This window comes from Streptomyces sp. NPDC055099 (assembly GCF_053607685.1).
Genome location: NZ_JBSGUA010000005.1, coordinates 215,515 through 237,945, shown reverse-complemented (window position 1 = coordinate 237,945; position 22,431 = coordinate 215,515). Strand labels below are relative to the sequence as shown.

Sequence of the window (22,431 nt, the reverse complement as noted above, 5' to 3'; positions counted from 1 at the left end):
CGGGAATTAATGTTCCCGGCCGCGTCCGAACTGCTTCATTTCCTGTTACACGTCGACAGAAGCCCTGGTGGAGGCGGTCTGACGGAACAGCCATTCGGACTTCAGCTCGGCATATCCGGGCTTGATGACGTCATTGATCATGGCCAGGCGTTCATCGAAAGGAATGAACGCTGATTTCATCGCATTGACTGTGAACCACTGCATGTCGTCGAGCGTGTAGCCGAAAGTCCCGACCAGATGCTCGAATTCACGGCTCATGCTGGTGCCGGACATCAGACGGTTGTCGGTGTTCACCGTGGCCCGGAAGTGCAGCTTGCGGAGCAGACCGATGGGGTGGTCGGCGTACGAGTCGGCGGCGCCCGTCTGCAGGTTGGAGCTCGGGCACATCTCCAGGGGGATGCGCTTGTCGCGTACGTAGCTGGCGAGGCGGCCGAGCTTCACGGTGCCGTCGTCGGCGACCTGGATGTCGTCGATGATCCGCACGCCGTGGCCGAGGCGGTCGGCGCCGCACCACTGGAGGGCCTGCCAGATGGACGGCAGACCGAAGGCCTCACCGGCGTGGATGGTGAAGTGGTTGTTCTCGCGCTTGAGGTACTCGAAGGCGTCGAGGTGCCGGGTGGGAGGGAAGCCCGCCTCCGCGCCCGCGATGTCGAAGCCGACGACGCCCAGATCGCGGTAGCGGTTGGCGAGTTCGGCGATCTCCAGGGCGCGGGCCGCGTGCCGCATGGCGGTGAGCAGCGCGCCCACGCGGATGCGGTGACCGTTCCCCTTCGCGCGCCGCTCGCCTTCCCGGAAACCTTCGTTGACGGCCTCGACGACCTCTTCGAGGGTGAGGCCCTGCTCCAGGTGCTGCTCGGGGGCGTACCGGATCTCGGCGTAGACGACGCCGTCCTCGGCGAGGTCCTCGGCGCACTCGGCCGCCACGCGCTTGAGGGCGTCCTTCGTCTGCATCACGGCGCAGGTGTGGGCGAAGGTCTCCAGATAGCGCGGCAGCGAACCGGAGTCGGCGGCTTCCCTGAACCAGATCCCCAGCTTGTCGGGGTCGGTCTCGGGCAGACCCTCGTACCCCGACTCGCGGGCGAGGTCGACGATCGTGCCGGGGCGCAGGCCGCCGTCGAGGTGGTCGTGCAGGAGCACCTTCGGGGCGCGGCGGATCTGGTCGGCGCTGGGCGTTTCGCGGTCCGTCTGACCGGCTTTGGTGGTCTGGCTCGTCATCTCGGCACTCTAGCGCCTACGCGCGTAGATCTCACGGGTCGATACGTAACAGTGACCCCGCGGACGGGTGGCGTACACCATCGCTTCTGACACTGTTCTGTCATGGCACAGCAAGCGACGCCCGATTCCGCGCGCGCGGCCAGGCTCGGACGCGTGATCGGCGCCCGTCCTTCGGCGGTCAGCGGCGCCGTGCTGCTGCTCCCGGGCGGCCACGAGACCTCCGACCGCAAGCCGTCCCCGTTCGCCGCGTCCGCGGTGCGCGCGCTCGGCCGCAGGCTCGCCCAGGACGGCCGCGAGGAGGGGCTCGCCGTGCACGTCGTGCACTACCGCAGCCGCGGGTGGAACGGTGCGCAGGCGCAGCTCGCGCGGGACGCGGAGTGGGCCGCCGACGAGATCGTCCGACTCTACGGCGACGTCTCGATCTGCCTCGTGGGCCGGGACATGGGCGGCCGGGCCGCTCTGCGGGCCGGCGGCCACGAAGCGGTCAACTCCGTCCTGGCGCTGGCCCCTTGGCTGCCCGAGGACGACGTGGCCGCCTCCCCCGAGCCGGTGAGGCAGCTCGCCGGGCGGCGGGTCCTGATCGTGCACGGCACGAACGACGAGCGCACCGACCCCGAGCTGTCGTTCCGACTCGCGGCGCGGGCGAAGAAGGCGAACCGCGAGGTGTGCCGGTTCGAGGTCCACTCCGACGGCCACCGGCTGCAGCAGCACCATGACGAAGTCCAGGCGCTGGCCTCGGACTTCGTCCTGGGCTCACTGTTCGGCCGTGCGTACGCGCGCCCCCTGGAGGACGCGCTGGCGGCCCCGCCGCCGCTGGGGCTGCGGATGCCGCTGGCGGCGGGGTTCGGGAAGTCGATGCGGCACTGAGGGGGCTCACGGCTCCCTACTCCGGCAGCAGCCGCCCCCGCCTCCCCAGCAGGAACTTTTTGAACGCCGCCACCGGCGGTGTATCCGGATGCCCGTCCAGCCAGGCCACCCCGATCTCCCGCACCGCCCGCTGCCCCGTCACCGTCAGCTCCACGACTCCGGGGCGTGGGACGGCCGGTGGTGGGAGCAGGGCCACCCCCAGCCCCGCCGCCACCAGGCCACGGAGCGTCTCCGCCTCCTCCCCCTCGAAGGCGACCCGCGGCCTGAAGCCCGCCTCCTGGCAGAGGTCGTCCGTGATGCGCCGCAGGCCGTAGCCGGGTTCGAGGGTCACGAACGCCTCGTCCGCCGCCTCCGCGAGACGCACCCGCTTCCGGGAGGCGAGGCGGTGGTCGTCCGGCACGACCAGGCGCAGCCGCTGTTCGTCCAGGCGGCGGGCGGCGAGATCGGGCGCGTCCGGCACGGGCGACGTCAGGCACAGGTCGAGCTCCCCCGCCCGCAGCCGCTCGATCATCGCCTCCCCGTAGTTCTGTACGAGGCTGAAGCGGACCCGCGGATGATCCGCGCGGAAGGCGCGGATCAGGCCGGGCACGGTCTCCGAGCCCATGGTGTGCAGAAAGCCGAAGGCGACCTTGCCCGACGCCGGGTCCGCGTCCGCCCGCACGGACTCCGCGGCCCGCTCCACCTCACCTAGCGCCCGCTCGACGGAGGCCAGGAACGTGCGGCCCGCCGGGGTCAGCGACACCGTACGGCCGTGGCGTGCGAACAGGTCGACGCCCAGGTCCTGTTCGAGACGGACGAGGGCACGCGACAGCGTCGACTGCGGCACCTGCATCTCCTGCGCGGCCCGTGTCACATGCTCCGTCCGCGCGACCCCCGCGAAGTACGCGAGCCGCGGCGAGAGCAGCGCGGACCAGGACTCCGGCGTCAGCTCGGCCGGCGCGGACACCGCCGCGCCGATGTCTCCTACGTAACTGCTCTGCGACAGACGCCGCTCTGAACTGCGCTCATGCACCATGGGAACGATTATGACCAGTTCATGCATTGGACGGATGAGTCTCGTGTGCCTACGTTCGACGCATGCCTCCTGCCAGTAGCGGGGCGTCCGTCACCCACGCGGCCGCCCTCTCCCCGTCGTCCCCGCAGACCGAACCCGCCGACACACGCCTGGACCCCGGCGGCCCCGGCTACCGGCGGATGAGCTTCGCCCTCTTCCTCGCAGGCGTCGCGACCTTCGCCCTCCTCTACTCCACGCAGGCGCTGCTCCCCCTCGTCTCCGCCGACTTCGGCGTCAGCGCGAGCTCGGCGAGCTGGACGGTGTCGGCCGCCACGGGCGCGCTGGCCCTCTTCGTACTGCCCCTGAGCGCGCTCAGCGAGCGTTTCGGGCGGCGCACGCTCATGACCGTCTCGCTGACGGTCGCGGTGGTCGTGGGTCTGCTCGTCCCCTTCGCGCCCTCCATCGGCGCGCTCATCGCGCTGCGCGCCGTCCAGGGCGCCGCGCTCGCCGGGCTCCCGGCGTCCGCGATGGCCTTCCTCGCGGAGGAGGTCAGGCCCAAGGCGCTGGTCGCCGCGATCGGCATGTTCGTGGCGGGGAACTCCATCGGCGGCATGAGCGGGCGCATCATCACCGGCTGGGTCGCGCAGGCATGGGGCTGGCGCGTGGCCGTGGGCGTCGTGGGTGTCGTGGCCGTCCTGTGCGCCCTCGCCTTCCGCGCGCTGCTTCCCGCGCCGCGCCACTTCACGCCGGGCTCGCTCAACCCCAAGGCCCTTGGCCGCACGATCCGTTCGCACCTCTCCAACCCGCTGCTGTGCAGGCTGTACGCGATCGGCGCGCTGTTCATGACGGTGTTCGGCGCGGTCTACACCGTCATCGGCTACCGCCTCACCGAGGCGCCGTTCTCGCTCCCGCAGGGCATCATCGGCTCGATCTTCCTGGTCTACCTCGTCGGCACGGTCTCGTCGGCCGCCGCGGGCAAGCTCGTGACGCGGCTCGGGCGGCGCGGGGCGCTGTACCTGGCGGTGAGCACGACGGCCGGCGGTCTGCTGCTCTCCCTCTCCGACTCCCTGGTCATGGTGCTGCTCGGGCTCGTCCTGATCACCGCCGGTTTCTTCGCGGGTCACGCGGTCGCCTCCTCGTCCGTGAGCCGTACGGCCACCGAGGGGCGCGCGCAGGCCTCCGCGCTCTACCAGTCCGCGTACTACCTGGGCTCCAGCGCGGGCGGCACGCTCGGCGCGGTCGCCTTCCACGCGGGGGGCTGGGCCGGGACGGTGGGCCTCGGGCTGCTCGCGGTGGGCGGAGTCGTGTCCCTCACCGTCTGGGGGTCGCACGTGGCCCGGGTCCAGGAGCGGCGGGACCGGCAGCGGCTCGTGGCGGCGCACTGACCGTCCCGGGCGACCCTCTCCCGCCTGCGGTTTTTCCTACTCCGGGGGCCGTTGTCAGTGGGCTGCGGTAGCTTCCAAAGTGCCGGGACTTTCGTGGCAGCCGCAGGGGTGGGTGGGTTGGTATGACTGACATCGCAGGGACGACGTCGGAGCTCGACGTCACGCTGGAGAAACACCGGGTCGAGCTGACCGGGTACTGCTATCGCATGCTGGGCTCCGCCTTCGAGGCCGAGGACGCGGTGCAGGACACGATGGTCCGCGCCTGGCGGAGCTACGAGAAGTTCGAGGGCCGCTCCAGCCTGAGGTCCTGGCTGTACCGCATCGCGACGAACGTCTGCCTGGACATGCTGAACGCGGGCAACCGCCGGGCCCGCCCCATGGACCTGACCGCGTCGGCGCCGCTCGCGCAGGCCGCGCTCACCCCGCGCCCGGACAACGTATGGCTGGAGCCGATGCCGGACGCGCGCGTGCTGCCCTCCGTCAGCGACCCCGCCGAGGCCGCCGTGGCGAAGGAGTCGGTGCGGCTCGCGTTCGTCGCCGCCCTGCAGCAACTGCCGCCCAAGCAGCGGGCGGTGCTGATCCTGCGTGAGGTCCTCGCGTGGAAGGCCAGCGAGGCCGCCGAGCTCCTCGACACCTCGGTGGCCTCCGTCAACAGCGCGTTGCAGCGGGCGCGGGCGACGCTGGCCGAGGGGCCGGGCGACGACACCGCCGTGTCCGACCCACTGGACGAGGAGCAGCAGAAGCTGCTCGAGCGGTATGTCGCCGCCTTCGAGGGTTACGACATGGCGGCGCTGACGGCGCTGCTGCACGAAGACGCCATCATGACGATGCCCCCGTTCGACCTGTGGCTGCGCGGCACGGCCGACATCACCGGCTTCATGTCGACGATGGGCGCCTCCTGCGCCGACAGCCGCCTGTTCCCGGTCAATGTCAACGGCACGCCGGGCTTCGCCCACTACAAGCCCGACCCCGAGAAGGGCGGGTTCACGCCGTGGGCGATTCAGGTCATCGAGATCTCAGAGGGGCGGATCGCGGGCTTCCACTGCTTCCTGGACACGCCCCGGTGGTTCCCGCTGTTCGGCCTGCCGACCCATCTCGACCTCAATGGGGAGCCCGACGAGGTCCAGTAGCTCGCGGAGGGCCGGGGCCGGGTTCCGCAGGCGGATTCGGCCGCCTGCGCGGCGGGCGGTGAGCTGAAGTCTGGCGAGGGCGTCTATCGCGGCGAGTACGGGCGGGCCCAGGTCCGCCACGTCGCATACGAGGACTTCCGCGCCGGTCGCTTGCAGCGTGGCGCGGGCCTCTTCGCAGAGGCGGTGCGTGGCCTCTCGGTCGAGGGTGCCGGTCAGGGTGAGGGTCGGCGTCGTCTTGGGGTTCACGTTGGGATGACTGGGCCGGCCGCCGGAACTCATCGGTAGGCCCACCGTTTCGCCTGCGGCGGGCCGTCTCCCCCACCCCGCCCCTTCCCGAAAACCCGCTCTGGCGCGGGGGCCTTGGTGACCGCAATCACCGGCTCCGCCGAGTTCGTCCTCAAACGCCGGACGGGCTGGCAATCCAGCCCGTCCGGCGTTTGAGGACATCTTTTGGGGGTCCAGGGGGCGGAGCCCCATGGTTTCGGGAAGGGGCGGGGTGGGGGAAAGCAAACCCCTACGCGATGCGGTCCAACACAATCGGCGTCGCCGAGAACTCCGTGCCCTCCGGCGCGATGTCGAAGGAACCCCGCACCGCCTGCAAGGCGTACTCGAAGCGCTCGGGGGTGTCCGTGTGCAGGGTCATCAGCGGCTCCCCCGCTCGCACCTGAGCCCCCGGCTTGGCGTGCAGCTCAACCCCCGCCCCCGCCTGCACCACGTCCTCCTTGCGCGCACGCCCCGCGCCGAGCCGCCACGCGGCGACGCCGACGTCGTACGCGTCCAGGCGGGTCAGGACGCCCGACGACGGCGCCGTCACGACGTGCGTCTCCCGGGCCACCGGGAGGGCCGCGTCCGGGTCGCCGCCCTGGGCGGAGATCATCCGGCGCCAGACGTCCATCGCCGAGCCATCCGCCAGCGCCTTCGCCGGGTCGACGTCCTTCAGACCCGCCGCGTCCAGCATTTCGCGCGCCAGGGCGAGGGTGAGCTCCACGACGTCCGCCGGGCCGCCGCCCGCGAGGACCTCCACCGACTCGCGGACCTCAAGAGCGTTGCCCGCCGTCAGACCCAGCGGCGTGGACATGTCGGTGAGGAGCGCCACCGTGCGTACGCCGTGGTCCGTGCCCAGGCCGACCATCGTGGACGCCAGTTCACGCGCGTCCTCCAGCGTCTTCATGAAGGCGCCGGTGCCGACCTTCACGTCCAGGACCAGCGAGCCCGTACCCTCCGCGATCTTCTTCGACATGATCGAGGAAGCGATGAGCGGGATGGCCTCGACCGTTCCCGTCACGTCCCGCAACGCGTACAGCTTCTTGTCGGCCGGGGCCAGGCCGTCGCCCGCCGCGCAGATCACCGAGCCCACGCCGTCGAGGACGGAGAGCATCTCCTCGTTCGAGAGGAGGGCGCGCCAGCCGGGGATCGACTCCAGCTTGTCCAGGGTGCCGCCCGTGTGGCCGAGACCGCGGCCCGAGAGCTGCGGCACCGCCGCGCCGCACGCCGCGACCAGCGGGGCGAGCGGCAGCGTGATCTTGTCGCCGACCCCGCCCGTGGAGTGCTTGTCGGCCGTGGGGCGGGAGAGCGACGAGAAGTCCATGCGCTCGCCGCTCGCGATCATCGCGGCGGTCCAGCGGGCGATCTCGCCGCGGTTCATGCCGTTCAGCAGGATCGCCATGGCCAGGGCCGACATCTGCTCGTCGGCGACCACGCCGCGCGTGTACGCGTCGATGACCCAGTCGATCTGCTCGCCGCTCAGCTCGCCGCGGTCCCGCTTCGTACGGATGACGGAGATGACGTCCATGGCATAACCCCTCTTGCGCCTACAACGGTGATCTACAACAGGTCCAACACAGTGATCGCGAAACTCTACGCGCATAGAGCCGCGAGATGAAGAAGGCCCCTGCCGACCGGATCGCAACCGGCAGGGGCCGTACGTCAGTTGAGGTGCTGCGGGCCGAACGCGTCCGGCAGCATGTCCTCCAGCGTCCGGATGCCCGCGGCCGTCTCCAGGAGGAGCGTCGGGCCGCCGAACTCGTAGAGCAGCTGGCGGCAGCGGCCGCACGGCATCAGGATCTCGCCCTTGGCGTCGACGCAGGTGAAGTGCGTCAGACGGCCGCCCCCGGTGAGCTGGAGCTGCGAGATGAGGCCGCACTCGGCGCACAGGCCGAGGCCGTACGACGCGTTCTCCACGTTGCAGCCCGACACCGTGCGGCCGTCGTCCACGAGGGCCGCGGCACCGACCGGGAAGCCCGAGTAAGGCGCGTACGCACGGGACATGGCCTCGCGCGCAGCATCCCGCAACGCGTCCCAGTCGGTCTCGGTCACGTTCCTTGTCCCTTTCGGTAGGGCTGGCCGTCCGCCTTCGGCATCCGCAGCCGCTGGGCGGAGAGCGAGAGCACGAGCAGCGTGACGACGTACGGCGTCGCGGTGACGACCTGGTTGGGCACCTCGTCGGTCAAGCCGTACCACGCGAACATCAGCGCCGAGACGGCCGCGGTGATCGCCGCGGGGATGTAACGCTTGCGCCAGATGAGGTAAGCCGCGCCGATGACCAGGAGGATTGCCAGGAGCAGCAGCAGCGCGTGCACGTTCGTGCCGCCGCCCCGGAGTTTCAGGCTGTCGGTGTAACCGAACAGGCCGGCACCGAGCGCGAGTCCGCCGGGCATCCAGTTGCCGAAGATCATGGCGGCGAGGCCGATGTAGCCGCGGCCGCCGGTCTGGCCCTCCAGGTAGATGTTCGAGGCGACGAGCGACAGGAACGCGCCGCCCAGGCCTGCCAGACCACCGGAGATGATCACGGCGAGGTACTTGTACTTGTAGACGTTCACGCCGAGCGACTCGGCGGCGACCGGGTTCTCGCCGCAGGAGCGCAGGCGCAGACCGAACGACGTACGCCACAGGACCCACCAGCTCAGCGGCACCATCGCGATGGCGATGACCGTGAGCGGCGACAGGTTCGTGAACAGGCCGCCGAGCAGGCCCGCGATGTCCGAGACGAGGAACCAGTGCTTCTCGTTCAGGTCCTGCAGCCAGTCGGAGAGACCCGGCACGGAGAACTCCCCGAGCGAGTCCACCGGCGGCGACTGCTTCGACGTGCCGCCCTCCTTGCCCTCGAAGGCGAAGGTGGAGAGATAGCGCGTGACGCCCAGGGCGAGGATGTTGATGGCCACACCGGAGACGATGTGGTTCACGTTGAAGGTGACCGTGACGATCGCGTGCAGCAGACCGCCGAGCGCGCCGCCGAGGATGCCGAACAGGATGCCGACCCACGGGCCCCACTGGTAACCGGCGAACGCGCCGAACCAGGTGCCGAGGATCAGCATGCCCTCGAGGCCGATGTTGACCACGCCCGCGCGCTCGGCCCACAGACCGCCGAGGCCCGCGAGGCCGATCGGCACGGCGAGCCGCAGCGCGGTCGACATCTGGCCGGTGGAGGTGATGCCGTTCGCGTCGGTGATCAGCCGGACCACGGACGTCAGGACGAGGACGCCCGCGATCACGAGAAGGAGGACGGGGAGCGATATGCGGCGGCGGCCCGGCGCGGGCTGCTTGGCCGGGGGCTTGGCTACGGTTGCCGAGCTCATCGGGCAGCCACCTCCTTCACGGTGTCGTTGTTGCCGTTGTTGCCGTTGTTGCGGGCCGCGGCGGCCAGTTCCTCGCCGACGCGGCGCTGCTGACGCTTGAGGCCCCAACGGCGTACGGCCTCGTAGGAGACGACGACCGCGATCACGATGAGGCCCTGCATGATCACCGCGATCTCCTTGTCGTACGCGACCGGGGTCGCGTAGTCCAGGGCGGGCGACGCCTTGTCGAGGAAGGCCCAGAGCAGCGAGGCGAACGCGATGCCGACCGGGTTGTTGCGGCCGAGGAGCGCGATGCCGATGCCGGTGAAGCCGAGCCCCGCGGGGAAGCTGAGGCTGTAGGTGTGGGTGTCGCCGAGCAGGATCGGCATGCCGGCGAGGCCGGCGACCGCTCCGGAGATCAGCATTGCGCTGAGCACCATGCGCTTGGCGTTCACGCCGGACGCCGCGGCGGCCGACGTGGAGGCGCCGGTGGCGCGCAGGTCGAACCCGAAGCGGGTGCGGTTGAGGACCACCCAGTACAGGACGCCCGCGAGCGCGGCGATGATCACGAAGCCGTAGATCTCGCCGGACTCGCCCATGCTGATGCCGGGGAACCAGCCGGACTCGTGCATCTCGCCGGTGGTCTGGTTGTTGCCGACCGGGACACCGAAGTTCTCGGTGAGGGTCATGTAGCCGATGACGCTCGTCGCGATGGCGTTGAGCATGATCGTCGCGACGACCTCGCTGACCCCGCGGGTGGTCTTCAGGATGCCCGCGATGCCCGCCCAGAAGGCACCGGTGAGCATGGCGACCAGCATCAGGAGCGGGATCTGGAGCGGGGCCGGGAGCGCGACGTGCGCGCCGACCACGGCGGTGGTCATCGCGGCGAGGCGGTACTGCCCGTCCACACCGATGTTGAACAGGTTCATGCGGAAGCCGACGGCCACCGCGAGCGCCGCCAGGTAGTACATCCCGGCCTGGTTGATGGTCAGGACCTGGACGTCGGAGTAGCTGATCTGCTCCAGCATCAGCGTGTACGGCTCGATCGGGCTCTTGCCCGAGGCGAGCAGCACGACCGAGGTCAGCGCCACGGCCACGACGAGCGCGATGACCGGTCCGGCCACCGCGAGGAGCACGCGCTCCTTGTCGAACTTCTTCATCGGGCCTCGTCCTCCGAAGCGTCGCCAGAGCCCTCTTCGGGGTCTTCTTCTACGTGTTCGAGGTGACCGGAGGCCGCGCCGGTCATGGCCGAGCCGAGCTCCTCCGGCGTGACGGTGGCCGGGTCGGCGTCGGCGACGAGCCGCCCGCGGTAGATCACGCGGAGGGTGTCGGAGAGGCCGATCAGCTCGTCCAGGTCGGCCGAGATGAGGAGGACCGCGAGTCCTTCCCGCCGGGCCTCGCGGATCTGGTCCCAGATCTGGGCCTGCGCGCCGACGTCCACACCCCGGGTGGGGTGGGCGGCGATCAGGAAGCGGGGCTTGTGGCTCATCTCGCGGCCGACGATCAGCTTCTGCTGGTTGCCGCCGGAGAGCGAGGCCGCCGTGACGTCGATGCCGGGCGTACGGACGTCGTACTCCTCGACGATGCGCCGGGTGTCGGCCTGCGCGCCCTTGGGGTCGAGCCAGAAGCCGCCCTTGCCGCGGGAGTTGGGCTTCTCGGTGACGTGCCCGAGGATGCGGTTCTCCCAGAGCGGCGACTCCAGGAGGAGGCCGTGGCGGTGGCGGTCCTCGGGGATGTAGCCGACGCCCTGCTCGCGGCGGTGGCGCGTGGCCAGGTCGGTGATGTCCTTCCCGGCCATGCGGATGACGCCGGAGTCGGCGTGCTTGAGGCCGATGAGCGCGTCGATCAGCTCGGTCTGCCCGTTGCCCTCCACACCCGCGAGGCCGAGCACTTCGCCCTCGTGGATGGTGAAGGAGATGTCGTCGAGGAGGGCGCGGCCCGACTCGCCGTCGGCGAGCAGCTTGAGCCCCTCGACCTCGATCATCGCGCGGTCGGTGACCGTCGACTCGGCCGTCTCCGGGGTGGGCAGCTCGCTGCCGACCATCAGCTCGGCGAGCTGGCGCGGGGTGGTCTCGGAGGGGATCGCCGTGCCCACCGTCGTGCCGCGCCGGATGACGGTGATGTCGTCGGCGACGGACAGGACCTCGCCCAGCTTGTGGGAGATGAAGATGACGGACAGGCCCTCGGACTTCAGCTCGCGCAGGTTGTCGAAGAGCGCGTCGACCTCCTGCGGCACGAGGACCGCGGTCGGCTCGTCCAGGATGAGCGTCGTGGCGCCGCGGTAGAGGACCTTGAGGATCTCCACGCGCTGGCGGTCGGCGACGCCGAGGTCCTCGACCATGGCGTCGGGGCGTACCCCGAGGCCGTACCGCTCGGATATCTCGGCGATCTTGCGGCGGGCGGCGCCGCCGATGCCGTGCAGCTTCTCGCTGCCGAGAACGATGTTCTCCAGGACCGTGAGCTGGTCGGCGAGCATGAAGTGCTGGTGGACCATGCCGATGCCGCGGGCGATGGCGTCGGCGGGGCCGGCGAAGCTCACCTGGGTGCCGTCGACGGCGATGGTGCCCTCGTCCGGCTTCTGCATGCCGTAGAGGATCTTCATCAGGGTCGACTTGCCCGCGCCGTTCTCGCCGACGAGGGCGTGCACGGTGCCCTTGCGGACGATCAGGCGGATGTCGTGGTTGGCCACCACGCCCGGGAAGCGCTTGGTGATGCCGGTGAGTTCAACGGCAACGGCCTGGGCGGTGGTCTGGCCCTTGTCGGGCCTGGTGGACGCGTCGATGGCGCACTCTCCTCGGGAATCCTCAGGAAAGGGGCCACCTACGCGCGTAGCGCCCCTGGTTCGACGGGAGTTGGGCAGTGGGCCGCGCGAACGGGGCGCGGGGGAAACCATCGTCCCCCACACCCCGTTCCGCGACCATCACGCTGTTGTTACGGCTGCGGCGACCGTTGTCGAGGTGGTCACCGCGCTGTCGTCACGCAGTGGTGACGCCAGCCGTCACGGCGTGGCCTTGACCTTGATCTTGCCGCTGATGATGCCCTCTTCGGCCTTCTTCAGAGCGGCCTGGAGGTCGGCGTTCTTCTTGAACTCGGGGTTCGAGTCGGCGAGCGCGACGCCACCGGACTTGAGGTCGGCGCGGACGACGCCACCCTCGGCGTTGTCGTCGGCGACGGCCTTCGCCAGGTTGTAGACCGACCCGGCGACGTCCTTCGTCGCGGAGGTCAGGATGTACTTCTTGTACTTGGCGAGCGCGTCCTGCTTGTACTGGTCGGAGTCGACACCGATCGCCCAGACCTTCTTGGCGGCGGCGGCCTCGATGACACCCTGACCGGAGAGACCGGCGGCGTGGTAGACCACGTCGGCGCCGTCCTCGATCTGGCCCTGCGCGGCGGTCTTGCCCTTGTCGGGGCTGGTGAAGCCGCCGTCCTCGGCCTTCTCCGTCAGGTACTGCTTGACGACCTTGACCTTGGGGTTCGTGTCCTTGACGCCCTGCGTGAAGCCCGCCTCGAACTTGTGGATCAGCGGGACGTCCACGCCGCCGACGAAGCCGACGGTCTTGCTCTTGGTCGTCTTGGCGGCGGTGACGCCCGCGAGGTACGAGGCCTCCTGCTCGCTGAAGACCAGGTCGGCCACGTTCTTGGCCTTGACCGTCTCGTCGTCGACGATGCCGAAGGTGACCTTCGGGAACTTGGCGGAGACTTCCTTGACCGCGGGGGCGTAGGCGTAACCGACGCCGATCACCGGGTTGTAGCCCTGCTTGGCCAGCTGGGTGAGGCGCTGGGCCTTGTCGGCGTCGGACTCGCCGTCGTTCGGCTCGACGGCCTTCTTGCCGATCTTCAGGTCCTTGGCGGCCTTGTCCATGCCGGCGGTCGCGGCGTCGTTGAAGGACTGGTCGCCCTTGCCGCCGACGTCGTACGCGATGGCGACGCCCTTGCTCTTGCCGTCGCTCTTGGAGCCTGCGGCGTCGCTGGACGTGCCGCCGCAAGCGGTGGCGGAGACGGCGAGTGCGGCGGTGGCCACGCCCGCTGCGGCGATTCGGGAAACCCGGCGCATAGAGAGGAACTCCTTATGTACAAGCAAGCACAAGCACGTACGAGCGCCTCACCTGGCGCTGATTTCGCCGCAGCGTAACGCGCGTAGACCTGACATAAGAACCCTTCTGTCCCGTCCGTTATCGAGCTGTGGCCGCGAGGTTGCGGGATCATGTACGCACTGTGGGGCGCCCCTCACGCAAGGGGCGCCCCACAGCTACGGCCGGGTGGTCACGGGGTGGTCTTGACCGTGACCTTTCCGTCGACGATGTCCTTCTCGGCCTTCTCCACGGCGGCGACCACGTCCTTCATCGCCGTGTACTTCGGGTTGCTGTCGGCGAAGCCGACGCGACCCGACTTCAGGTCGTAGCGCTGCTCGCCCGTGATCGGCTTGCCCTCGACGACGGACTTCGTCAGGTCGTACACCGCCCCGCCGACGTCCTTGAGGGCGGAGCCGAGGATGTAGTCCTTGTACTTGGCCAGGGCCTTCTGCTTGTACTGGTCGGAGTCGACGCCGATCGCCCACACCTTCTGCGAGCCGGCCTCCTGGATCACGCCCTGCCCGGAGAGCCCCGCCGCGTGGTAGAGCACGTCGGCGCCCGACTCGATCTGGCCGCTGGCTGCGTTCTCCCCCTTGTCGGGACTGCTGAAGCCGCCGTCCTCGGGCTTCTCGGTCAGGTACTGCTTCTCGACCTTGACCTTGGGGTTCGTGTCCTTCACGCCCTGCACGAAGCCGGCCTCGAACTTGTGGATGAGCGGGATGTCCACGCCGCCGATGAACCCGACGTGATCGGCCTTGGTGGCCTTCGCGGCGGCGACGCCCGCGAGATACGACCCCTGCTCCTCATGGAAGACCAGGTCGGCGACGTTGTCGGCCTTGACGGTGTTGTCGTCGATGATCCCGAAGGTGGTCTTCGGGAACTTCGACGCCACTTCCTTGATCGCGGGCGCGTAGATGTATCCCACCCCGATGACCGGGTCGTAGCCCTGTTTCGCCAGCTGCTCGATCCGCTGCACCTTGTCGGCACTGGACTCGCCGTCGCCCGGCTCCATGTCCACGCCGCCGATCTTGAAGTCCTTGCGGGCCTTCGCGTATCCGGCGTAGGCGGCGTCGTTGAAGGACTGGTCGCCCTGGCCGCCGATGTCGTACGCGAGGCCGATGCCCTTGTCCGAGTACTTCGACGACCCTCCGGACTTGTCGTCCTTGCCGTCCTCCTCCGATGCCTCGCTGCTGGTCTTGCCGCACGCTGAGGCCGCGAGGGCGAGGGACGCCACCACGACGGCCACCTGGGAGAGCTTCGATCGGCGGGTTCCACGGAAGTCCCGGGTTCCACGGGAGTTCCGGGTTCCACAAGATCCTCGACGAAGACGCATAGGACGCACCCCTTACGTTCCCCAAAGCACCCTTGAAGGGCCTGATTTCGGCGCACAGTAACGCGCGTAGAAAGGGAGGGGAACGGGGTTTCGCACTGCCGTTACCTATTCGTGCCGAGGGCCGGTTACGTCCGGATGAACGGGTCCGCCGTAACCGGCCGATAGCAGTGCTTACCCACCGGGCTTGTCTACCGGGCCTGCCTACCGGGCTCCGTCGAGCAGCGCGGCGGCGGTGAACATCTCGACGCCGACCGTGATCGCCGACTCGTCCGCGTCGAAGTCGCCCTGGTGGAGGTCGCGGACGGTGCGCTCGCCGGGCGTACGGACGCCGAGGCGGGCCATGGCGCCCGGCACGTGCTCCAGGTACCAGGAGAAGTCCTCGCCGCCCAGGCTCTGTTCGGTGTCCTCGACGGAGTGCGGTCCGCGGCGCAGCCGCATGGCCTCGCTCAACAGGTCCGTCATGCCGGGCTCGTTGACCACGGGAGGCACCCCGCGGATGTAGTTGACCTCGGACTTGGCGCGGTACAGGTCGGCGATCTCCTGGATCGCGCCGTGCACCAGGTCGGGGGCCTTCCGCCATGCGTCGAGGTCCAGGCAGCGGACGGTGCCGGAGAGTTCGGCGTGCTGCGGGATGACGTTGCAGGCGTGCCCGGACTCGATGCGGCCCCAGGTCACCGCGAGCCCCGAACGGGCGTCGATGCGGCGGGCGACGAGCGCGGGAACCTCGGTGACGACCTTGGCGGCGGCCGTGACGAGGTCGGTGGTCAGGTGAGGCCGGGCGGTATGGCCTCCCGCCCCGTCGAGCGAGACTTCGAGCCGGTCGCAGGCGGAGGTGATGGCGCCGTGCCGCAGCCCGATCTTCCCGGCGTCGACACGGGGATCACAGTGCACGCCGATGATGCGTCCCACCCCTTCGAGCACCCCCGACTCGATGGCGTCGGGCGCCCCGCCGGGCAGCACTTCCTCCGCGGGCTGGAAGATCAGCCGCACGGGCTGCGGCAGTTGCCCTTGCTTCGCGAGCTCGGCGAGAACGAGCCCGGCCCCGAGCACCACGGTGGTGTGCACGTCGTGACCGCAGGCGTGGGCGCGGTCGGGCACGGTGGAGCGGTACGGGGCGCCGAGCTTGGTGTCGGGGATGGGCAGCGCGTCGATGTCGGCACGCAGGGCGAGCATGGGGCGGACGCCGCCGCCACGCTGCTCCTCGTCCCCCACCCCGATGTCACAGACGAGTCCCGTGCCGATGGCGAGTACGCGGGGTTCGAGCCCCGCGCGCTCGAGCCGGGCCTTGAGGGCCGCGGTGGTGCGGAACTCCTGGTTCCCGAGCTCGGGGTGCATGTGCAAGTCGCGGCGGAAGTCGATCAGTTCGGCGCGCAGGTCGTCCGGGAGCGCACCGGGGAGCGCTGCTTCCCCGGGGGCGTCCCCCGCTGCTTCCCCGGGCAGATCGGCCCCGGACCCTCGCTCGGACTCTTGCGACATCAGTTGGTTCACCCTCTGAAGGGTAGGGCGGCGCGTGGGCCAACTGACCCACGATCAACAAAAGTTCAGCCCGATAGGGTAAGAAAAAGTGGCCGCGTGGCGCATGGGCGCTAGTTGAGCTGGGTAGGCTCTGAGGCTTTTCAGGGCTCCTTGCGGGAGCCGAAGCGCTGGTCACACGGGCCCGCATGCACGGCTTCCCGCGTCGCGGTTCCTACGGAGTTCGGGGTGGGGGCGGGCGCTCGCTGACCGTTACGGGGGCTTCGGTCGGCCGGTGGCTTTAGTGGGCGCCGGGGGCCGTCCGGTGTCGCGAGGTTGGTGGTTCCGGACCGGGAGTCAAGGGCGCTCCTACGTCGCGTCGGCTACGCCGATTCCGCTGCGCTCCACCCTTGACACCCGCCCCTCCACCACGCGAGGGAAGACAACCGGACGGCCCCAGGGGCGAGACTCTCGACCAGGCCCGTCATCTGGGTGGGGTTTGCGTGCCGAGTGCGGACTGGTTCGGTGGGGGGCGCGGCCGCTCCGGGGATGGGTGCCGGTCTCGTCAAGCGACTGCGGACTGGTTCGTCGGGGGTGACCCGGGGGTGAAGGGGTGCGCGGCCGGTCTCGGGGCTTGCGGAGGCTGCGGGGGTGGGACCGGCCCATGGGGTTGCGCGCGGTGCGGGGGCGGGGCCCTGCCGGGGTGGGAGGGGGTCGGGCACCTAATCCGCAGAAGGCGCGTTAGCGAACCCGCGCGCCCCCCAACTGTCAGAACACAACTTCCCCGAAGTAGGTCCCGGTCCAGCCACCGGAGCCCCGCCGGTGGGGTCCCGATCGCACGCCCCCCCGATGCGCCACGACCCCTCCCGATGCACGACCCACCGACCCTCCCGATGCGTCCCGTGCCTTTTCGATGCACTACGGGCGCGGATCGCAATGAAGTCCCACGAACCGCGCCCTCAGGCCTCCTTCTCGCGGGACTTCGCTGCATCCCGCACCTCCGTAACCCACCTAGGCGACTGATAGACGGGCCGACGCGAAAGACTCCGGCGAGAGATCGTGACGAGGTGGTCGGCGAGAGATCCGCGAGGGGGCGACGCACTCAGGATGGGGCGGGCCCGCAGAGACACCCACTCAACGAGACCCTCACCCGCTTGACGAGACCGGCACCCCTCCCCGGAGCAGCCGCGCACCCCACCACCCCCGGCCGCCCCAACCGAACCAGTCCGCACTCGGCACGCACACCCCGACACACAATCGGGCCTGGTCGAGAGTCCCGCCCCTGGGGCCGTCCGGTTGTCTTCCCTCGCGTGGTGGAGGGGCGGGTGTCAAGGGTGGAGCGCAGCGGAATCGGCGTAGCCGACGCGACGTAGGAGCGCCCTTGACTCCCGGCCGGAACCACCAACCTCGCGACACCGGACGGCCCCCGGCGCCCACCAAAGCCACCGGCCGACCGAAGCCCCCGTAGCGCGGAGAGCGAAGCTCGTCCTACGCCGTAGCCGCGACGCCCCGGGGCGGGGTCACCGATGCCAGGCGGTGTGCGTCCTTTGCCGTTCCCGTTACGCCTGACAGGAAGCCCTGGGCCCTTGGTGAGGCGGTTTCCGTGAGCCAGGCCGGGTCGATGTCGCAGACCGCGACGCGGACCTCCGTGCCCGCCAGGGCGAGGGGGAGGGTGTGGACCACGGTTGAGGGGAAGCTCAGGATCGTGCGGCCGATCGGGCCGCGGCGGGCGATCAGTTCGAGGGGGAGGTCCGGGCGTACCACCTGGAGGCCCGTTTCCACCGCCAGGCGGTGGAGTTTCTCGGAGCTTTCGCGGCGGTGGGCGAAGTAGCGCGTCGCGCCGTGGGCGCGGGACAGGGAGCGGACCGCTTCCACGTAGCGGTCCGGGTCCACCACGCCCGTCTCCACGAGCGACGTACCCACCAGGTCCGCCCCCTTCGACACCCGCGGCGGGCCGAAGCGGTCCCGCGTCCAGGCGAAGGTGTTGGCCGTGACGACGACACCGTCCGGCGCCGACTCGATCGGCATCGAGGAGAAGACCTCCACCGACCGCTTCCCGCCGGGCGTCAGGCGGCGGCGGGCGGAGGACGAGACCGGGGCGAAGGCCAGGTCCCGTATGCCGGGGCGGCCGCCGCGCCGGTGCCAGCGCACCAGCCGTTCCCCGGCCGCAAGTTGGGAGATGAACTCCATCGTGGCCGTGCCGTCGTCCACGACCACCAGCGAGCGGGCCCGCGTGATCGTCAGGAGCAGTTGCACGTAGCGCGAGAACGGATCGCCGATCACGATCCGGTCCGCGGCCCGCAGCGGGCCCGTCAGGCCGCCGATGGTCTGGAAGGGAGCAGCCGCGCCGCCGCGCGCCTCCTCCCAGCGGACGTTCAGGCCCTCGTCGCGGGCCAGCTGGGCCATGCGGCGCAGCTGGCCGCGGGTCATGGGGTCGTTCGGGGAGAGGACGACGACGGTGAGCCCTCCGGCCGGGCCGGTCGCCCCCGCCGAATGCGCCCACTCAAGGACGTTGAGGAGCTGCACAGGGCTCTCTACGAACGCCAGGGTGGTGGGCGCCGCATCGGTGGGGGCCGTCGGCCCGGTTCGGGGGCTCATCGTCGTATGACCGTGTCCTGTCCTAGTGGGGTGGTCTCGCGCTCAGACCGCGACCGGCTCACGGTCGGCACCCTCGGCCGCGTCGGCCTCGGCGACGACGCCCGCGACGCGGCGCAGCTTCTTCATCGGGCCGAGCTCCGACTCGTAGACCTTCTTGACGCCGTCACCGAGGGAGGCCTCGATGGTGCGGATGTCGCGGACGAGGCGGGTCAGGCCCTGCGGCTCCACCGACGCCGCCTGGTCCGAGCCCCACATGGCGCGGTCGAGGGTGATGTGGCGCTCCACGAAGGTGGCGCCGAGGGCGACCGCGGCGAGCGTGGTCTGCAGGCCCGTCTCGTGGCCGGAGTAGCCGATCGGGACGTTCGGGTACTCCTGCTGGAGGGTGTTGATGACGCGGAGGTTCAGCTCCTCGGCCTGCGCCGGGTACGTCGACGTGGCGTGGCACATCAGGATGTTGTCCGAGCCGAGGACCTCGACCGCGTGGCGGATCTGCTTCGGGGTCGACATGCCCGTGGAGAGGATGACCGTGCGGCCCGTGGCGCGCAGGGCGCGCAGCAGCTCGTCGTCCGTGAGGGAGGCCGAGGCGACCTTGTGGGCCGGGACGTCGAACTTCTCCAGGAAGGCGACGGCCTCGGTGTCCCACGGGGAAGCGAACCAGTCGATGCCGCGCTTGGCGCAGTGGTCACTGATCGCGCGGTACTCGGACTCGCCGAACTCGACGCGGTGGCGGTAGTCGATGTACGTCATCCGGCCCCAGGGGGTGTCGCGCTCGATGTCCCACTGGTCGCGCGGGGTGCAGATCTCCGGGGTGCGCTTCTGGAACTTGACCGCGTCGCAGCCGGCGTCGGCGGCCACGTCGATCAGGGCGAGGGCGTTGTCCAGCTCGCCGTTGTGGTTGATGCCGATCTCGCCGGTGATGTAGACGGGCCGGCCGGGGCCGGCCGTCTTCGAACCGAAGCTGCGCAGACGGGAGTTGGAGATCGTAGAGCTCATGGCAGGAACGTTCCTTACTTGTTGAGGGAGGGGCCGAGAATCCATGCGGCGATCTCTCGGATCGCGCCGTCACCACCGGGGAGAGCGGTGACCGCGCGTGCGGCGCCGCGCACGACGTCGTGGGCGCTCGCGACCGCCACGGGCCAGCCGACAAGGCCGAAGCACGGGAGGTCATTGACGTCGTTGCCGACGTAGAGCACGCGCTCGGGAGCGATGCCCTGCTCCTCGCACCACTGCTTGAGTGCGAGGTCCTTGCGGTCGATGCCGTGCAGGACGGGAAGCCGCAGCTTCCGGGCCCGCGCGGCGACGACCGGGTTCTTCTCCGTGGACAGGATCAGCAGCGGGATGCCCGCGTCACGCAGGGCGGCGATGCCGAGGCCGTCCCCGCGGTGCACGGAGACGAACTCCCGTCCTTCGGAGTCGATCAGCACCCTGTCGTCCGTCTGGGTGCCGTCGAAGTCGAGTACGACCGCGTCGATGTCGTCGCGGGTCGGAAGGGCGTCGGCCCGGCCGGAGTCGAAGAGCGGCGCGAGCGCCCTGGCGCGGGCCAGGTCGTGCGGGTCGTCGATCTCCAGGACGCGCGCCGGGTCCGTACGGACCAGTTCGGTACGCCCGAAGAAGCGGTGCTTGTGCTCGCGGAAGCCGGCCACGTCCATGGCGTAGACCGCGCCGGTCTCCAGGAGGTCCTGGGGGCGGTCCTGGCGGCGCGGGCGGAAGGACTTGTCGTGGTTGATGCCGTAGCCGCCGTCGGTCGCCGTGGAGCTGGCCACCTTCGTGGTGCCGCCCACCTCGCCGGTGCGGCGCGCGTCCAGGGCCTTGGGCTCGTCGTCGGCGTCCCGCCACACGAAGCCGTGGAAGGGGGCGACGGTCAGCGCGGTGTCCGCGCCGCCCTCGATGATCGAGCCGACCACGCCGTCGACGTCCTCACGGACGATGAAGGGGCTGGTGCACTGCACGAGCAGGACGACGTCCACGGAGGTGCCGTGCAGCGCCTCGTGGGCGTCCATGGCGTGCAGGACCGCGGCCTCGCTGGTCGCGGTGTCCCCCGCGATCGCCGCGGGCCGCAGGACCACCTCGGCGCCGGCCGAGCGCGCGGCCTCGGCGATCACGTGGTCGTCCGTGGAGACGACGACGTCCGTGACGAGCCGCGCGGCCAGGCACTCGCGGATGGCGCGCGCCACCAGGGGCACGCCGCCGACCGGGGCGAGGTTCTTGGCGGGCACGCCCTTGGATCCGCCGCGGGCCGGGATGACGGCCAGGACGCGGCGTACGGGCGCGCTCCCTGGGGCGGGGAGAGACATGGGGGCTCCTTGAGAGGGGTGGGGGATCACGGCACGCCCTGGGTCCGCGGCTCGATCGCGGTTCACAGCTCGCCCATCCGCCGGATGACGGGGGCCACGCGCTGCACCCCGTGCCGGTAGGCGCCGCGTGCCGCGCTGCGGACGGCCTGGCGCACGGGGCCGGGCTCGCGGTCCGCGGCGGGCGCGCCGGGCAGCGGGGCGCCGTCCGGGCCGAGGTGGTGGCGGGCCAGGATGCCGGGGAGGTATCCGGGGGCGGTGGTGAGGCTGTAGTACGGGGCGATCGGCGGCAGCGAGGGCCTGGCGAGCAGCGACGCCACGCGCTCACGTGCCGCGTCGAACGCCGTTTCGTACGTCCCGTCCGGCGCGACGCCCTGCCGCGCGACCCACTCCGGGGCGGCCTCGGGGCTGTACCCGGCGTCGATCTCGTCCCAGGACGCCAGGCATCCGGAGCCGATGAAGTGGTGGTTGCCGAGTGCCTCGCGCACCCCGAGGTCGGTGAGGACCGCGGTGGGGATGCGGCGGTGCAGGGATTCGAGCGCGGCGGTGGAGCTGACCGTGACGAGCAGGTCGGTGCGGTCGAGGACCTCGCCCATGTTTCCGTACACGAGACGGCAGTTCGGTGGCAGGTCCTCGCCCTTGGCGAGCTTCTGGTAGGGCAGTTCCTCGATGTGCGTGGTGTGTTCGCCGGGCTTGCTGCGCAGCTTGATCAGGACCTCGCGGTCCGGGTGGAGGCGTGCGTGCTGGACCATGCGGCGCAGCAGGTACGTGCGGTGTGCGCGGCTGTCGGGCACGGAGGGCTGTGCGGCGAAGACGACCGTGTACGGGTCGCGCTTCTCGCCCCCGTCGAGATACGCGGCCCCGCCGAGGAACGGCAGCGCGCTCTCCACGACACTCGACGCGTCGGCGCCCACTCCCTCGTACACGGCGCGGAAACGCTCCGCGTCCTGGCGGGAGTTGGCGAGGACGACGTCCGCGCCGTGGCGAAGGAGCAGACCGTCGGCGAGCTTCTCGTAGACGACTCCGACATAGCCGGTGACGACGACGGGGCGCCGGTCCAGGGACTCCGCCACCCGGGCGAGCCCGTGCAGGACCGCCTGGACGGCGCCGCCCACGAGGGCGAGCACGATCACGTCGGGCGCGTCGCGCTCCACCTCGCGCAGGAATTCGACGGCGGTGACCTCGCGGAGCGAGTCCGCGCGCACCCCGACCTCTTCGAGCTGACGGACGGTGGGCGTGGCCCGGCCTCTCAGGAGGCGTCCATCGAGGCGCATGTCCGCTGCCTCACCCGAATCCGCTCCCTCGCCGGTGAGGCGGCTCGCGGTGAGCGCGCCCCATTTCCACCGGGTGTCGGAGTCGGCGAGCACGGTGATCCGTGTCGTCCCGCTGTTGCTTGCTGGCACAGCCAAGACGCTAGGAAGGCATTCCGATTGGCGGCCCAACTCAGGTGCAACAAACGGTTAACAGCACGCCGACGAATGGCGAATCGGCCCGGGAAAAGGCCGGTCAGCAGGCGGGTTAACCATTCCGCCATGCGTC

Annotated in this window: 18 protein-coding genes; 3 read left to right on the top strand and 15 right to left on the bottom strand. The window is 70.4% G+C overall.

The features are described from left to right. Positions 1 to 45 precede the first annotated feature (45 nt). Positions 46 to 1,215: an adenosine deaminase gene (locus ACWFRU_RS15560; protein WP_453687162.1), complete on the bottom strand. Its 1,170-nt coding sequence runs from the start codon at positions 1,213 to 1,215 to the stop codon at positions 46 to 48. A 102-nt stretch (positions 1,216 to 1,317) separates the two neighbouring features. Here ACWFRU_RS15560 and ACWFRU_RS15555 point away from each other — a divergent pair, with 102 nt between their 5' ends. Beyond that, positions 1,318 to 2,082, top strand: a complete 765-nt coding sequence (locus ACWFRU_RS15555) for an alpha/beta hydrolase (protein ID WP_453687160.1) — start codon at positions 1,318 to 1,320, stop codon at positions 2,080 to 2,082. A gap of 16 nt (positions 2,083 to 2,098) precedes the next feature. On the opposite strand, the gene ACWFRU_RS15550 is transcribed toward ACWFRU_RS15555, so the two are convergent. Further along, positions 2,099 to 3,097 (bottom strand): LysR family transcriptional regulator, encoded by a 999-nt coding sequence (locus ACWFRU_RS15550; protein ID WP_453687158.1) that lies wholly within the window; start codon positions 3,095 to 3,097, stop codon positions 2,099 to 2,101. Between the two features lie 62 nt (positions 3,098 to 3,159). Between ACWFRU_RS15550 and ACWFRU_RS15545 the strand changes: the two genes are divergently transcribed. Further along, entirely contained in the window at positions 3,160 to 4,461 is a 1,302-nt protein-coding gene (locus ACWFRU_RS15545; protein WP_453687156.1) for an MFS transporter, read from the top strand. 122 nt (positions 4,462 to 4,583) lie between these two features. Then, complete coding sequence (locus ACWFRU_RS15540; protein ID WP_453687154.1) at positions 4,584 to 5,591, top strand: sigma-70 family RNA polymerase sigma factor; 1,008 nt, start codon at positions 4,584 to 4,586, stop codon at positions 5,589 to 5,591. On the opposite strand, the gene ACWFRU_RS15535 is transcribed toward ACWFRU_RS15540, so the two are convergent. From ACWFRU_RS15535 to ACWFRU_RS15475, 13 genes are all read right to left on the bottom strand, one after another. Beyond that, positions 5,478 to 5,870 carry an STAS domain-containing protein gene (locus ACWFRU_RS15535; RefSeq protein ID WP_453687153.1) on the bottom strand — a complete coding sequence of 131 codons (393 nt, stop codon included), beginning with the start codon at positions 5,868 to 5,870 and terminating at the stop codon, positions 5,478 to 5,480. The genes ACWFRU_RS15540 and ACWFRU_RS15535 overlap by 114 nt on opposite strands. 235 nt (positions 5,871 to 6,105) lie before the next feature. After that, positions 6,106 to 7,383, bottom strand: coding sequence for a thymidine phosphorylase (locus ACWFRU_RS15530; RefSeq protein ID WP_453687151.1), 1,278 nt, complete (start codon positions 7,381 to 7,383; stop codon positions 6,106 to 6,108). 134 nt (positions 7,384 to 7,517) lie between these two features. After that, positions 7,518 to 7,907: a cytidine deaminase gene (locus ACWFRU_RS15525; protein ID WP_453687149.1), complete on the bottom strand. Its 390-nt coding sequence runs from the start codon at positions 7,905 to 7,907 to the stop codon at positions 7,518 to 7,520. After that, on the bottom strand, positions 7,904 to 9,166 hold the full coding sequence (locus ACWFRU_RS15520; RefSeq protein WP_453687147.1) for an ABC transporter permease: 1,263 nt from the start codon (positions 9,164 to 9,166) through the stop codon (positions 7,904 to 7,906). The genes ACWFRU_RS15525 and ACWFRU_RS15520 overlap by 4 nt, the downstream gene beginning before the upstream one ends. After that, positions 9,163 to 10,305, bottom strand: coding sequence for an ABC transporter permease (locus tag ACWFRU_RS15515; RefSeq protein ID WP_453687145.1), 1,143 nt, complete (start codon positions 10,303 to 10,305; stop codon positions 9,163 to 9,165). The genes ACWFRU_RS15520 and ACWFRU_RS15515 overlap by 4 nt, the downstream gene beginning before the upstream one ends. Then, a complete protein-coding gene (locus ACWFRU_RS15510) occupies positions 10,302 to 11,927 on the bottom strand; it encodes an ABC transporter ATP-binding protein (RefSeq protein WP_453687603.1) in 1,626 nt (541 codons plus the stop codon). The genes ACWFRU_RS15515 and ACWFRU_RS15510 overlap by 4 nt, the downstream gene beginning before the upstream one ends. Positions 11,928 to 12,143: 216 nt before the next feature. Then, a complete protein-coding gene (locus tag ACWFRU_RS15505) occupies positions 12,144 to 13,199 on the bottom strand; it encodes a BMP family lipoprotein (RefSeq protein ID WP_453687143.1) in 1,056 nt (351 codons plus the stop codon). 209 nt (positions 13,200 to 13,408) lie between these two features. Then, complete coding sequence (locus ACWFRU_RS15500) at positions 13,409 to 14,464, bottom strand: BMP family lipoprotein (protein WP_453687141.1); 1,056 nt, start codon at positions 14,462 to 14,464, stop codon at positions 13,409 to 13,411. Between the two features lie 288 nt (positions 14,465 to 14,752). Continuing rightward, a complete protein-coding gene (locus ACWFRU_RS15495) occupies positions 14,753 to 16,027 on the bottom strand; it encodes a M20 family metallopeptidase (RefSeq protein WP_453687139.1) in 1,275 nt (424 codons plus the stop codon). Between the two features lie 1,464 nt (positions 16,028 to 17,491). Then, positions 17,492 to 18,601, bottom strand: coding sequence for a hypothetical protein (locus ACWFRU_RS15490; RefSeq protein WP_453687137.1), 1,110 nt, complete (start codon positions 18,599 to 18,601; stop codon positions 17,492 to 17,494). A gap of 42 nt (positions 18,602 to 18,643) precedes the next feature. Next, on the bottom strand, positions 18,644 to 19,582 hold the full coding sequence (locus tag ACWFRU_RS15485; RefSeq protein WP_453687601.1) for an N-acetylneuraminate synthase family protein: 939 nt from the start codon (positions 19,580 to 19,582) through the stop codon (positions 18,644 to 18,646). Positions 19,583 to 19,608: 26 nt separating this feature from the next. Next, positions 19,609 to 20,895, bottom strand: coding sequence for a cytidylyltransferase domain-containing protein (locus tag ACWFRU_RS15480; protein WP_453687135.1), 1,287 nt, complete (start codon positions 20,893 to 20,895; stop codon positions 19,609 to 19,611). 62 nt (positions 20,896 to 20,957) lie between these two features. Beyond that, on the bottom strand, positions 20,958 to 22,295 hold the full coding sequence (locus ACWFRU_RS15475) for a DUF6716 putative glycosyltransferase (protein WP_453687133.1): 1,338 nt from the start codon (positions 22,293 to 22,295) through the stop codon (positions 20,958 to 20,960). Between the last annotated feature and the right edge of the window lie 136 nt (positions 22,296 to 22,431).

Coding starts and splice junctions, on each gene's coding strand:
- ACWFRU_RS15560 (WP_453687162.1), bottom strand. CDS start 1,215: ATGACGAGCCAGACCACCAAAGCCGGTCAGACGGACCGCGAAACGCCC.
- ACWFRU_RS15555 (WP_453687160.1), top strand. CDS start 1,318: ATGGCACAGCAAGCGACGCCCGATTCCGCGCGCGCGGCCAGGCTCGGA.
- ACWFRU_RS15550 (WP_453687158.1), bottom strand. CDS start 3,097: ATGGTGCATGAGCGCAGTTCAGAGCGGCGTCTGTCGCAGAGCAGTTAC.
- ACWFRU_RS15545 (WP_453687156.1), top strand. CDS start 3,160: ATGCCTCCTGCCAGTAGCGGGGCGTCCGTCACCCACGCGGCCGCCCTC.
- ACWFRU_RS15540 (WP_453687154.1), top strand. CDS start 4,584: ATGACTGACATCGCAGGGACGACGTCGGAGCTCGACGTCACGCTGGAG.
- ACWFRU_RS15535 (WP_453687153.1), bottom strand. CDS start 5,870: ATGAGTTCCGGCGGCCGGCCCAGTCATCCCAACGTGAACCCCAAGACG.
- ACWFRU_RS15530 (WP_453687151.1), bottom strand. CDS start 7,383: ATGGACGTCATCTCCGTCATCCGTACGAAGCGGGACCGCGGCGAGCTG.
- ACWFRU_RS15520 (WP_453687147.1), bottom strand. CDS start 9,166: ATGAGCTCGGCAACCGTAGCCAAGCCCCCGGCCAAGCAGCCCGCGCCG.
- ACWFRU_RS15515 (WP_453687145.1), bottom strand. CDS start 10,305: ATGAAGAAGTTCGACAAGGAGCGCGTGCTCCTCGCGGTGGCCGGACCG.
- ACWFRU_RS15505 (WP_453687143.1), bottom strand. CDS start 13,199: ATGCGCCGGGTTTCCCGAATCGCCGCAGCGGGCGTGGCCACCGCCGCA.
- ACWFRU_RS15495 (WP_453687139.1), bottom strand. CDS start 16,027: ATGTCGCAAGAGTCCGAGCGAGGGTCCGGGGCCGATCTGCCCGGGGAA.
- ACWFRU_RS15490 (WP_453687137.1), bottom strand. CDS start 18,601: ATGAGCCCCCGAACCGGGCCGACGGCCCCCACCGATGCGGCGCCCACC.
- ACWFRU_RS15480 (WP_453687135.1), bottom strand. CDS start 20,895: ATGTCTCTCCCCGCCCCAGGGAGCGCGCCCGTACGCCGCGTCCTGGCC.